The sequence below is a fragment of the Nonomuraea sp. NPDC003754 genome (assembly GCF_053605785.1).
Genome location: NZ_JBSGJX010000010.1, coordinates 1 through 12,174, shown reverse-complemented (window position 1 = coordinate 12,174; position 12,174 = coordinate 1). Strand labels below are relative to the sequence as shown.

Annotated in this window: 11 protein-coding genes and 1 pseudogene; 11 read left to right on the top strand and 1 reads right to left on the bottom strand. The window is 68.4% G+C overall.

Annotation, left to right across the window (positions count from 1 at the left end):
- Nucleotides 1–121: 121 nt before the first annotated feature.
- The 4 genes from ACWEVS_RS14860 to ACWEVS_RS14845 all read left to right on the top strand — a co-directional run bounded on the left by ACWEVS_RS14860 (nt 122) and on the right by ACWEVS_RS14845 (nt 4,780).
- Nucleotides 122–1,279: an acyltransferase family protein gene (locus ACWEVS_RS14860; protein WP_452551890.1), complete on the top strand. Its 1,158-nt coding sequence runs from the start codon at nt 122–124 to the stop codon at nt 1,277–1,279.
- A 97-nt stretch (nt 1,280–1,376) separates the two neighbouring features.
- A complete protein-coding gene (gene dop / locus ACWEVS_RS14855; RefSeq protein WP_449925399.1) occupies nt 1,377–2,891 on the top strand; it encodes a depupylase/deamidase Dop in 1,515 nt (504 codons plus the stop codon).
- Between the two features lie 673 nt (nt 2,892–3,564).
- Nucleotides 3,565–3,774, top strand: coding sequence for a ubiquitin-like protein Pup (locus ACWEVS_RS14850; protein ID WP_354906981.1), 210 nt, complete (start codon nt 3,565–3,567; stop codon nt 3,772–3,774).
- Between the two features lie 22 nt (nt 3,775–3,796).
- Nucleotides 3,797–4,780 (top strand): endonuclease domain-containing protein, encoded by a 984-nt coding sequence (locus ACWEVS_RS14845; RefSeq protein WP_449925395.1) that lies wholly within the window; start codon nt 3,797–3,799, stop codon nt 4,778–4,780.
- A gap of 31 nt (nt 4,781–4,811) precedes the next feature.
- On the opposite strand, the gene ACWEVS_RS14840 is transcribed toward ACWEVS_RS14845, so the two are convergent.
- On the bottom strand, nt 4,812–5,828 hold the full coding sequence (locus tag ACWEVS_RS14840) for a DNA polymerase IV (protein ID WP_452551888.1): 1,017 nt from the start codon (nt 5,826–5,828) through the stop codon (nt 4,812–4,814).
- 222 nt (nt 5,829–6,050) lie between these two features.
- On the opposite strand from ACWEVS_RS14840, the gene prcB reads away from it, so the two are divergent.
- The 7 genes and pseudogenes from prcB to ACWEVS_RS14805 form a co-directional block, all read left to right on the top strand.
- Nucleotides 6,051–6,866, top strand: a complete 816-nt coding sequence (prcB, locus tag ACWEVS_RS14835) for a proteasome subunit beta (RefSeq protein ID WP_354907171.1) — start codon at nt 6,051–6,053, stop codon at nt 6,864–6,866.
- A gap of 21 nt (nt 6,867–6,887) precedes the next feature.
- Nucleotides 6,888–7,640, top strand: a complete 753-nt coding sequence (gene prcA, locus ACWEVS_RS14830) for a proteasome subunit alpha (protein WP_449925811.1) — start codon at nt 6,888–6,890, stop codon at nt 7,638–7,640.
- Between the two features lie 232 nt (nt 7,641–7,872).
- The gene (locus tag ACWEVS_RS14825) at nt 7,873–8,394 is read left to right on the top strand and encodes a hypothetical protein (protein WP_452551886.1); all 522 of its coding nucleotides are present in this window, start codon (nt 7,873–7,875) and stop codon (nt 8,392–8,394) included.
- A gap of 239 nt (nt 8,395–8,633) precedes the next feature.
- On the top strand, nt 8,634–9,992 hold the full coding sequence (gene pafA / locus ACWEVS_RS14820; protein ID WP_449925387.1) for a Pup--protein ligase: 1,359 nt from the start codon (nt 8,634–8,636) through the stop codon (nt 9,990–9,992).
- Nucleotides 9,993–10,108: 116 nt separating this feature from the next.
- Complete coding sequence (locus ACWEVS_RS14815) at nt 10,109–11,008, top strand: FKBP-type peptidyl-prolyl cis-trans isomerase (RefSeq protein ID WP_449925384.1); 900 nt, start codon at nt 10,109–10,111, stop codon at nt 11,006–11,008.
- A 63-nt stretch (nt 11,009–11,071) separates the two neighbouring features.
- Nucleotides 11,072–11,965: an FKBP-type peptidyl-prolyl cis-trans isomerase gene (locus ACWEVS_RS14810; RefSeq protein WP_449925381.1), complete on the top strand. Its 894-nt coding sequence runs from the start codon at nt 11,072–11,074 to the stop codon at nt 11,963–11,965.
- A gap of 72 nt (nt 11,966–12,037) precedes the next feature.
- Nucleotides 12,038–12,174 (top strand): annotated as a pseudogene (locus ACWEVS_RS14805) (IS982 family transposase); the annotation flags it as partial.

The following is a 12,174-nucleotide window of genomic DNA, read 5'->3' as shown; positions in this document are numbered from 1 at the left end:
GTTCGCTCGGAGATGTGGCCACGTAAAGTTATCTACTGAACACGCAAAGTAAAACCCTGTTGGCAGCAAAGTCTCAGGGGACACATGGAACCCAACCGTCACAAGATCGCGTCAAAGGGGCGTGCGCAGACGACCAATGGCCGCGAGGCCCGCTCATCCGGGCGGCAGGCTCGCGGAACTCGACCTCCTCCGCTTCATCGCCGCCATGGCCGTCCTCGCCTTCCACTTCTTCGTCGCCTTCGCCTCCGTCTGGGGACAGCGGCCCTCGACGCTCTTCCCCTGGATCGCTCCCGTGGCCGGCCTCGGCATCCTCGGCGTCGAACTGTTCTTCGTCATCAGCGGCTTCGTCATCCTCATGACCGTGTGGGGGCGCGGGCTCGGCGCGTTCGCCTGGTCCAGGTTCGTCCGGCTGTACCCGGCCTACTGGGTCAGCCTGGCCGCCGTCGCGCTGGTGTACGGCGTGCTCGCCGCCAAGCCCCTCGACCCGAAGCTGTCGGTCTCCGGCTACCTGGTCAACGCCACCATGCTCCAGCGCCTGTTCGACGTGACCGACGCCATGGGGGTCTACTGGTCACTGTGGGCCGAGCTGCGCTTCTACCTGCTCATCTCGGTCGTGGTGATCGTCGGCGTCACCTACCGGCGGATCCTGGTCTTCATGAGCGTCTGGCTCGCCGCCGCCCTGGCGCTCGTCGTCCCCCGCTGGTTCGGCCTCGAGACGGCCCTGCTCGACAACGAGATCCTCGCCGAGACCGTCATGCCCGCCTACGCCGGATACTTCGTCGCCGGCATGGCCCTCTACCTCATCCACCGGCACGGCTCGGCCTGGCTGCCCTGGCTGCTGTTCGGCCTGTCATGGGTCCTGGCCATCGACTCGGCCATCGGCCGCGTCGCCAGGCGCATCGAGGCGGCGGGCTTCGCGGCCATGCCCGTCACCGAGACGGGCGTGGTCTTCACCATCACGCTGATCTTCGCCGTCATGGCCATGGTCGCGCTCGGCTACTTCCGCATGCCGTCCTCGCCCGTCCTGACCGCGCTCGGCGGCACCACCTACCCGCTCTACCTCTTCCACAGCGTCGTGGCCGTCGCCCTCATCCCGCCCCTCGTCGGCACCATGCCCGCATGGGCGCTGGGCGCGCTCGCCACCTTCATCACCCTCCTCTTGTCGTATCTTGTCTATTCCTGTGCCGAACGTCCTATTCAGCGGCTTCTGCGGCCACGCCGCACCCCGCAAAGCCCGCCAATGCCCGCCGTACGGGTGGAAAAGGCGTCGGTGCCATAACTCTGTGGCCCTGAGGGACTGTGAAGGGCATAGGCTCGGGCATATAAACGGCGGATAGACAGACCGGACTCTGTAGGCCGGACCACGAGAGGTGCGCATGACGGTGCGTCGGGTGATGGGCATCGAGACCGAGTACGGGATCTCCGTACCCGGCCAGCCGGGCGCCAACGCGATGGTGACCTCCTCCCAGGTCGTGAACGCCTACCTGGCCGCCTCGGCCGCCAGGGCGCGCAGGGCGCGCTGGGACTTCGAGGAGGAGAACCCGCTCCGCGACGCCCGTGGCTTCGACCTCGCCCGCGAGGTCGCCGACCCCAGCCAGCTGACCGACGAGGACCTCGGCCTGGCCAACGTCATCCTCACCAACGGCGCCCGCCTCTACGTCGACCACGCCCACCCCGAGTACTCCACGCCCGAGGTCACCAACCCGCGTGCCGCCGTCATCTGGGACAAGGCGGGCGAAAGGGTCATGTACGACGCCACCATGCGCGCCTCGTCCATCCCCACCAACGCCCCCATCCAGCTCTACAAGAACAACACCGACGCCAAGGGCGCCTCCTACGGCTGCCACGAGAACTACCTCATGCGGCGCGCCACCCCCTTCGCCGACATCGTCCGCCACCTGACCCCCTTCTTCGTCTCCCGGCAGGTCGTCGTCGGCGCCGGCAAGGTCGGCATCGGGCAGGACTCCCGCGGCGAAGGCTTCCAGATCAGCCAGCGCGCCGACTTCTTCGAGGTCGAGGTCGGGCTGGAGACCACGCTCAAGCGGCCCATCATCAACACCCGCGACGAGCCGCACGCCGACCCGGAGAAGTACCGCAGGCTCCACGTCATCATCGGCGACGCCAACATGTCGGAAATTTCGACATATCTGAAGCTCGGGACCACGGCCCTCGTCCTCGCCATGATCGAGGACAACTTCCTCACCCGCGACCTCGCCGTCGAAAACCCCGTCCAGGCCCTGCGCGCCGTCTCCCACGACCCCACCTGCCGCTACGAGATCCCCATGCGCGACGGGCGCAAGCTCACCGCCATCCAGCTGCAGATGGAATACCTCGAACAGGCCCGCAAGTACGTCGAGGAACGCGGCACCGCCACCGAGGAGATGAACAAGGACATCCTCGACCGCTGGGAATCCGTCCTCACCCGCCTGGCCGAAGACCCCATGCAGCTCGCCCGCGAACTCGACTGGGTCGCCAAGCTCGAACTCCTCGAGGGCTACCGCACCCGCGACGGCCTCGCCTGGTCCCACCCCAGACTCCAGCTCGTCGACCTCCAGTACTCCGACATCAGGCCCGACCGCGGCCTCTACAACCGCCTCGTCGCCCGCGGACGCATGCAGCGCCTCGTCACCGAGGAACAGGTCCAGCGCGCCGTCGAGAACCCGCCCACCGACACCCGCGCCTACTTCCGCGGCCGCTGCCTGCGCCAGTACAGCGAATCCGTCGCCGCCGCCTCCTGGGACTCCGTCATCTTCGACATCCCGGGCCGCGAATCCCTTCAGCGCGTGCCCACCCTCGAGCCGCTGCGCGGCACCAAGAGCCACGTCGGCGAGCTCTTCGACCGCTGCCGCACCGCCGCCGACCTCGTCGCCGCCCTCACCGGGAGCGAATGATCCAGCGCCGCCCCCGGCCGTCCCCGGCAGGGTGGAGGTTCACCTGGGAGGCCTGCCGTATCTCCGCCCATTCCGGCGGCCCCTGGTGGTCCCTGGAAGGGTGGGGCTCACCCGGGAGGCTTGCTGTATCTCCACCCATCCCCGGCGGCCCTGGTGGTCCCTGGAGGGGTCTCCAGGGAGGTCCCACCCACGCCGGTCAGGCCGGCCAGCGTGGATGGCCGGACGTGCGCGCCCACCGCGTCCCAGAGGCGCCGAGGGGCCGAACCAGAGCAGGGGGTCGAGGTGTTGCCACGGGCGAAGCCGCGTCGGTCGCGTGTGGCCAGGCCCGGCGGTTCCCGGGCGGATCGTCGCGGGGTGGGCGGCGCAGGTGGGGAGGGGAGGCGCGTTGCCCCTGTCCACGGTGATCGCCGAACGGGCGCCGTCGCGGCGCGCCACCACGCGCCCCGAGAAGCGCACGGAGGACCACGGCGGCGCACGACGGCGGTCGGCGCCCTCCCGTGCGGAGCCGTACGGGCCGGATCGGCCGCGGACGGCGCCCCTGCGGCTCCAGTAGCGAGATGCCCAGATTCATCCCAGTCAACAGTTCACGAAGATCGCCGGACTCGGCGCGCGAAATGTCGCCCGGTTCGGGGAAGATAGCCAGTAGAGGCAGTCCCCCAAGCGGAGGAAGATCATGGCGAACAGGGACACCGGCGGTCAGAAGCAGACTGGTCGTCGCGAGACCGAGGTCGAGGAGACCGAGGCCTCGGCGGCCGGCGATGTGCAGGAGCGCCAGGAGAAGCTGACCGACGACGTCGACGCGATTCTGGACGAAATCGACGAAGTTCTCGAAGAGAACGCAGAGGAATTCGTGCGCAGCTACGTCCAAAAGGGCGGGGAGTAGGGCAAAGCGGACACCGAGAGGGGTGGAAGTGCCCGACGGGGGTAAGCGGTGCCCGGATTGTGGTGAGACCAAGGCGGTCTCCGAGTTCGGGCTCAACAAGCGCATGGCCGACGGCCTCGCGCGGTACTGCAAAGCCTGCTTTCGGGCGAAATATGCCAAGAGTTATCGCAAGCGCAAGGCTGCGCAGGGCAAGGCTGTGCGCGAGCGGGTCGAGGTCCCCGAAGGGCACAAACGGTGCCCGCGGTGTGAGCAGATCAAAGAAGTGGCTGAGTTCGGACGGAACCGATCGGAGAAGTCGGGACTGACCGCCTACTGCAAGCCGTGTCACACGCAGACCATGCGTGAGATCAAGATCAAGAACTACGGCAGCGAGAGGAACTATCACCTCAAGCGCCGCTACGGCATCACCGAGGACGACTACGAGCGGATGCTCGCCCGGCAGGGCGGGCTCTGCGCCATCTGTCAGGTGGTGCCGGGCACGCACGTCGACCACTGCCACGCGAGCGGCCTGGTGCGCGGCGTGCTGTGCTTCAACTGCAACAACGCGCTGGGTCACTTCCAGGACGACGTCGTGCTCATGGAGGTGGCGGCGCACTATCTCGACGGGGTGGTGCTCTGGCCGGATTTCGTGATCCCGCCCGAGCGCGGGAGCGGGCCGGTGGCGCCGACGCGGACCTATCACCTGTCGCGGCGCTACGGGATGCGCCATGAGGACGTGGAGCGGATGATCGGCGACCAGCACGGGTTGTGCGCGGTCTGCTGGGATCGCCCGCCGGAGCATGTGGATCACTGTCATCGCTCGGGTGCGGTGCGGTTCGCGTTGTGCCTGCCGTGCAATACGGGGATCGGCCAGTTCAGGGATGACGCGACGGTCGTGTGGCGGGCGGTCGCGTATCTGGAGGCGACCTTCGTGGAGTGGGAGCTCGACGAGGAGGAACTGGAGGAGTTGGCTCGCCTGGAGGACGCGCGGTGGTCGGAGTTCCTGTCGCGGGCGGTGCCGGTCTAGCGGCGGGGTCGCGGGCCGGTTCGGTTCGGTTCTAGGCGTATTCGACGGAGACGCCGAGGAGGCGGACGGGGCGGTCGTGCGGGAAGCGGCCGAAGATCGTGTGGGCGGTCTGTTCGATGGTGTCCGCGTCGAGGGTGGGCTCGGGGAGTTTGGCCTGCTTGGTGTGGGTGGTGAAGGGGGAGAAGCGGACCTTCACCGTGACGCGGATGATGGGGCGGCCGTCGGTCTCGCCGGCCAGGCGGCGGGCGAGGGTGGTGATGTGGTCGCGCATGGCGGCCGGGTCGGTGAGGTCGCGGGTGAAGGTGGTCTCGTGGCTGTGGCCGCGCGGGACCCAGGGGGTGCTGGTGACGGTGGTCTCGCCCTTGCCGAGGGCGAGGTAGCGCAGCCAGGGGCCGTTGGTGGGCCCGAAGTGGGCGGCCAGGTGGGCGGGGTCGGCGGCGGCGAGCTGGGCGACGGTGTGGAGGCCGAGGTCGGCGAGTTTCCGGCCGGTTTTGGGGCCGATTCCCCAGAGGGCGGTGGTGGGGCGCTCGCCCATGGTGGTGTGCCAGGTGTCGGTGGTGAGCCGTGAGACGCCTGCCGGCTTGTGGGCCTGGGCGGCGAGTTTGGCCTGGTGCTTGTTGTCGCCGATGCCGATGGAGCAGGTGAGTCCGGTGGCGTCGGTGACGGCGTGCTGGATGTCCCGGGCGAGCGTTTCGGGGTCGTCGGTGGTGGCGCCGAGGAAGGCCTCGTCGAGGCCCCAGACTTCGACGGTGACGGGGAAGGTGCGCAGGACGGCCATGACGGCGGCGCTGGCGGCTTCGTAGGCGGGTGGGTCGGTGGGCAGGTAGACGGCGTCGGGGCAGCGTCTGTGGGCGGTGCGCATGGGGATGCCGGAGTGCACGCCGTACTGGCGGGCCTCGTAGGAGGCGGTGGCGACGACGGTGCGGGGGGTGGTGGGGTCGCCGTTGCCGCCGATGACGACCGGGCGGCCGTGGAGTTCTGGGTTGCGCAGGATCTCGACGGCGGCCATGAAGGCGTCGAGGTCGACGTGGAGCACCCAGTCCCGCATGGGGTCCAGTATGACCGGGGGCGGTGGGGCGGGCCTCGGGTGTCGTGGGGAGGGCCGGTGCCGGCGGGGGTGTCGTCGTTGTGGCGGGCGGCAGATGGTTCGCGCTGAGCTGATCGTGGGAAGTGCATGCAACAGCACAACATGAGTAGGGTCTGGCCTAAGGACACTGAGGTTTTTGGAGGGAGTCGCGTGGCACCGCACAGGGATCTGCCCGCCGGCTTGATGAGCCAGCTCTTCGTGAACAACGGAAGTTCCTCGTTCTCCGAGTTCGTCGGCAGGCATGCTCCTGACCTGCTGCCGACGCGCGCACAGACGCTGGCCACGCCGATCGGTGACCAGGTTCCGCACGCGACCACGATCGTCGCCGCGACCTGCGCCGGCGGGGTGGTGATGGCCGGTGACCGCCGGGCCACGTCGGGAAACGTGATCTCGCAGCGCGACATCCAGAAGGTGTTCAGGACCGACGACTATTCCTGCATGGGGATCGCGGGTACGGCCAGCACGGGCATCGAGATGGCCAGGCTGTACCGGGTGGAGCTGGAGCACTACGAGAAGATGGAGGGTCGCACGCTGTCGGTGGCCGGTAAGGCCAACAGGCTGGCGACGATGATCCGCGGCAACCTGGCGATGGCGATGCAGGGCCTGGTGGTGGTGCCGCTGTTCGCCGCCTACGACGAGCAGCGGGACGCGGGGCGGATCTTCGGCTACGACGTGGCGGGCGGCCCGTACGAGCGGGACAGGTTCGACGCGATCGGCTCGGGTTCGATCTTCGCGCGTGGTGCGTTGAAGAAGCTGTACCGGGACAACGCGTCGGCCGACGACATCGTGATGGCGACGATCCAGGCGTTGTACGACGCCGCGGACGACGACTCGGCCACCGGTGGGCCGGATGTGACCAGGAAGATCTGGCCCGTGGTCGCGGTCGTCGACGCCGACGGTTTCCGTCGCCTGAGTGACGACGAGGTCGCCGCCGTGGTCGAGCGGATGCTCGCGGAGCGGATGATCTCCCCTGACGGTCCCATCGCCCCGCTGTCCTAGAAAGGACCTCCCGACATGTCCATGCCTTTTGGATATGCGTCGCCCGAGCAGATCATGCGCGACAAGGCGGACTACGCGCGTAAGGGCATCGCGCGTGGCCGCAGCGTGGTGGTGCTGCAGTATGTCGACGGCATCCTGTTCGTGGCGCCGAATCCTTCGCGTGCGCTGCACAAGGTGAGCGAGATCTATGACCGGATCGGGTTCGCCGCGGTCGGCCGCTACAACGAGTTCGAGGAGTTGCGGCTGGGCGGCATCCGTTATGCCGACATCAACGGCTACACCTATGACCGTTCCGATGTGACGGGTCGTGGGCTGGCCAACCTGTACGCCTCCAACCTGGGCCGGATCTTCACCGAGTCGATCAAGTCGCTCGAGGTGGAGGTGGTGGTGGCCGAGGTGGGCGACACGCCCGACGGTGATGCGATCTACCGGTTGACCTTCGACGGTTCGGTGTTCGACGAGCACGGTTTCGCCGCGATGGGCGGTCAGGCGGAGGCGGTGGCGACCCGGCTGAAGGAGCGTTACAAGGAGGGCATGCCGCTGGCCGAGGCGCTGGAGGTGGCGCTGGCGGCGCTGACGGAGCCGGGCGGTGAGCGGCCGCCGGCGGGTCAGCTGGAGGTGGCGGTGCTCGACCGTAACCGGGAGCACCGCAAGTTCCTGCGGCTGACGGGGCGGCGGCTGGAGCGGTTGCTGCAGGAGGCGCCCGCGGCCGCGCCGCCGGCCGAGGCTCCGCCGACGGCGCCGGAGGCCGGTGCCGACGACGGCACCGAGTAGCCGCCGGCGGGCGCGTGGCGCCCGTTCGTGACAGTTCTGTACGGCAAGCCGCACCACGGCCACCGGGGTCACCGGTGGCCGTCGGTCTTTTCACGCCACTGTGGCGGGACTTCGGCCGGGCGCGGTGACGTCGCCCGTCCATCCGGTAAACCTGCCGGGCGTCGATGTGATGGGGATCACACGATCTTTCGAGAACCGTGACCCCGCGTTCTGGATCAAAGCCGATGTGAAGATGACATTCCTCGCGGCCGGTGTGGTCGCGGCCGCCTGTTCGCTGGCCCTGACGTCGGGGGCGGCGCAGGCGGCGACCGGCGCCGTCCCGAAGTTCGAGCAGCCGGAGACCTTCGGTACGAGCTTCCAGGCCGATCCGGGCCACGACTTCACCAAGGGCCTCCACCCCAGGCGTGACGGGATCCTCCGGGGCTGGATCACCCACGTGCGCAAGGACGGCACCGCCGAGTACGCGCCGATCAAGTGGAAGAGGGACAAGTACACCGAGGGGTACTTCGTCGGCCCGCCGGAGGGCGATGTGACGGCCTATGCCTCGCCGATCGCCAAGAAGGTGGTCTACCTCAGCGCCTTCGGGTGCAGTTCGCGCCAGTCGGCCATGACGGTCGACCGCAGGACGGGGCTGGGCAGCAAGAGCTGCTCGCGTTCCGTGCTCATGAAGCGGTCGGCCAAGCAGCAGACCCCCTCGCTGATCACGGTCTACAAGGGGCAGATCGTGAAGGTGCAGGAGATCTACACGCCGTGAGCGAGGTGGGACCGTCCGCGGGGGCGGCGGTCCCGCACCGCGCTCTGGTGTTCGTTCGCGGGGCCGTCCGGTTGTCCGGGCGGTCCCGCACGCTGTTCCCAGGGTGCGGGGAGGTCGCGTGCCGTACCCGGGGATTCGGGGCCGCGGCGCGGGCTCGAGGGGCGGGCGCGCGGTTGAAAGAAAATCGAAACACGCGAAGATCTCTCCCGCTGGCGATTTCGGGGAACTAGTGTGAGGTGATGGATCGTCGCATCTTCGGGCTGGAGAACGAGTACGGCGTGACCTGCACGTTCAGGGGGCAGCGCAGGCTGTCGCCGGACGAGGTCGCCCGCTATCTGTTCCGCCGGGTCGTCTCCTGGGGCCGATCGAGCAATGTCTTCCTCCGCAACGGCGCGCGTCTGTATCTCGACGTGGGCAGCCACCCCGAATACGCAACACCAGAGTGTGACAACGTCATCGAGCTCGTCACCCACGACAAGGCGGGCGAGCGGATCCTCGAGGGGCTGCTGGTCGACGCCGAGAAGCGGCTGCGTGAAGAGGGCATCGCCGGTGACATCTACCTGTTCAAGAACAACACCGATTCGGCGGGCAACTCCTACGGTTGCCACGAGAACTATCTGGTCGGCCGGCACGGCGAGTTCGGCCGCCTGGCCGACGTGCTGATCCCGTTCCTGGTCACCCGGCAGATCATCTGCGGCGCCGGCAAGGTGCTGCAGACGCCGCGCGGCGCGGTCTACTGCGTCTCGCAGCGGGCCGAGCACATCTGGGAGGGCGTCTCCAGCGCCACGACCCGGTCCAGGCCGATCATCAACACGCGTGACGAGCCGCACGCCGACGCCGAGCGTTTCCGCAGGCTGCACGTCATCGTCGGCGACTCGAACATGAGCGAGGCGACGATGCTGCTGAAGGTCGGCGCCACCGATCTGGTGCTGCGGATGATCGAGGCGGGCACGGTCATGCGCGACCTGTCGCTGGAGAACCCGATCAGGGCGATCAGGGAGGTCTCCCACGACATGACGGGCCGGCGCAGGGTCCGCCTGGCCAACGGCAGGGAGGCCTCCAGCCTGGAGATCCAGCAGGAGTATCTGACCAAGGCGAAGGACTTCGTCGACCGGCGCGGCGGTGATCCCATCGCGCGCAGGGTGCTGGAGCTGTGGGAGCGCACGCTGCAGGCGGTCGAGACGGGCAATCTCGACCTGGTCTCGCGGGAGATCGACTGGGTGACGAAGTACCAGCTCATCGAGCGCTATCGGAAGAAGTACGACCTGCCGCTGTCCAGCCCGCGGGTGGCCCAGCTCGACCTGGCCTACCACGACGTGCACCGGCGGCGCGGGCTGTACTACCTGCTGCAGAAGCGCGGCGCGGTCGAGCGGGTGGCCTCCGATCTGAAGATCTTCGAGGCCAAGTCGGTGCCGCCGCAGACGACCAGGGCGCGCCTGCGGGGTGAGTTCATCCGCAAGGCGCAGGAGAAGCGGCGCGACTTCACCGTCGACTGGGTGCATCTCAAGCTGAACGACCAGGCGCAGCGCACGGTGCTGTGCAAGGATCCGTTCCGCAGCGTCGACGAGAGGGTGGACAAGCTGATCGCCGGAATGTAGCGCTGCTTTTGCCGTTTCCTTATCGGGGTCGTACGCGCTCTTCGGATAAGGTGGCGCGGACCTGTCCGACTCTCCTGGGGAACTCGATGCGCCGCCGCCTGGCCGTACTAGCAGCAGTGCCTTTGATCTTCGCCGCCGCGTGCGGCTCGCAGCAGACCGGCGGTGAAGCCGCCGCGGGGCCGAAGGTCACCGGGACCGTGGGCGCCAAACCCACGGTGACCTTCCCTGAGGGGAATCCGGCCAGCAAGTCGTCGCTGGAGGTGCTCAGCCCGGGCTCCGGCGCCGGCGTGGCGATGGGCGACACGGTGTTCGTGAACCTGTCGGTCTGGAGCTGGGACGGCAAGCAGAACACGCTCGAGGGCTCGACCTACGACACCAAGAAGACCGAGCCGATCACCGTCAACGCCCAGATGCCGAAGGTGATGATCGACGGCTTCGGCAAGACGAAGCTGGGCGGCCGGTTCATGACGGTCGTGGCCAACGACAGTTACACCCAGCAGGAGCTGGCGCAGGCCAAGCAGAACGGCATGGACACCTCCAAGCCGCGGGTGTTCGTCTTCGACCTGATCTCCACGCTGCCGAAGGCGGCCAACGGCACGGCCACCGACCCGGGCGTCAAGGGTGTGACGGTGGAGAGCCCCGGCGGTGACAAGGCTCCCACGCTGACGACCAAGACCGCGGCCAAGCCGCCGGCCAAGCTGGTCAAGGAGACGGTGATCGAGGGCACCGGGCCCGCGGTGAAGAAGGGCCAGTCGGTCGTGGTCCACTACACCGGCAAGCTGTGGGGCACCGACAAGCAGTTCGACTCCAGTTGGAGCCGGGAGCCGTTCACCGTGCAGGGGGTCGGCAGCGGCCAGGTCATCAAGGGCTGGGACCAGTCGCTGGAGGGCGCCAAGGTCGGCAGCCGCCTGCTGCTGGTGATCCCGCCGAACCTGGGCTACGGCGACACGCCCTCCGGTGAGATCCCGGCGGGCAGCACGCTGGTGTTCGTCGTCGACGTTCTGGGCGCTTACTGACGCGAAATCTGATAAACCAGTGGCCTGCCCCCGAAGGCCGCTGGTTCATCAGGGAGGACGTCCGTGCGCCTGCTCCTGCTGCTGGTCCCGCTGGCGCTGCTGACCGCCTGCACGGGCGTGTCCTCCGGTGACGATCTGGATCTCAAGGTGGGCGGCGAGTTCGGCCGCAAGCCGACGATCGTCTTCCCCGCGGGCAAGCCGTCGGCCGAGTTGCAGATCGACGAGCTGAGCGCGGGCAAGGGCGCGAAGCTGGCCAAGGACGACGTGGCGATCGTGCAGTACACGGCGCACGTCTGGGACGGCAGGGAGAACCGCCTGGTCGACTCCAGCTTCAACCGCGGCACGCCCGCCGCCTTCCCGGTGGGCCGGCTGCTGCCCGGCCTGGACAAGGCGCTGCAGGGGCGTGCCGTCGGCAGCAGGGTGATCGCCTCCATCCCGCCGGCCGAGGGGTTCGGCGCCAACCCGCCGCAGGGCATCGGCCCCGACGACGACCTGTTCTACGTGGTCGACATTCTCGGCGCGCACGCCAGGAACGCCCACGCCTCGGGCGCGGGCACGCTGGCCGGGGTCAGGGTGAGCGGGGGTGAGCGGCCGCGGCTGTCGATCCCGTCCGGTGTCGCGCCGCCGCGCGCGTTCGCGGCCAGGGTGCTCGAGCGCGGTGACGGGCCGAAGACGCGGGCCGGCCAGCTGCTGGTGACGCAGCACGAGGGCGCGGTGTGGGCCGGTGGCAAGGTCTTCGACTCCACCTGGAAGTCGGGCCAGCCGAAGGCGTTCACGATCGGCGAGGGCCGGGTCATCAAGGGGTGGGACCGGGCGCTGGTGGGGGTGCCGACCGGCAGCAGGGTGCTGATGATCGTCCCGCCGTCCTCGGGCTACGGCGCGACGGGGCATCCCCAGTTCGGCATCACCGGCGCCGACACGCTGGTGTTCGTCGTCGACGTCCTGGCCGCCTACTAGATGATTGATTCCAAGGGCTGAGGATTCCGAGTCTGGCTGCGAACATGCAGCGAGGGTGTCCAAGATCCGTGTGTGACGACAGAACTGAACACCCTCGCCACCGCACTGTACGTGAAGATCGACGATCAACTGATCGCTTTCCCGGACCTCGCCCCCGAACGCCCCCAGATCGGTATCCAGCCCATCCTGAGCGACGCCGAACTGGTGAC

Coding starts and splice junctions, on each gene's coding strand:
- prcA (WP_449925811.1), top strand. CDS start 6,888: ATGCCTTTTGGATATGCGTCGCCCGAGCAGATCATGCGCGACAAGGCG.
- prcB (WP_354907171.1), top strand. CDS start 6,051: ATGAGCCAGCTCTTCGTGAACAACGGAAGTTCCTCGTTCTCCGAGTTC.
- ACWEVS_RS14825 (WP_452551886.1), top strand. CDS start 7,873: ATGACATTCCTCGCGGCCGGTGTGGTCGCGGCCGCCTGTTCGCTGGCC.
- dop (WP_449925399.1), top strand. CDS start 1,377: ATGACGGTGCGTCGGGTGATGGGCATCGAGACCGAGTACGGGATCTCC.
- pafA (WP_449925387.1), top strand. CDS start 8,634: ATGGATCGTCGCATCTTCGGGCTGGAGAACGAGTACGGCGTGACCTGC.
- ACWEVS_RS14840 (WP_452551888.1), bottom strand. CDS start 5,828: ATGCGGGACTGGGTGCTCCACGTCGACCTCGACGCCTTCATGGCCGCC.
- ACWEVS_RS14850 (WP_354906981.1), top strand. CDS start 3,565: ATGGCGAACAGGGACACCGGCGGTCAGAAGCAGACTGGTCGTCGCGAG.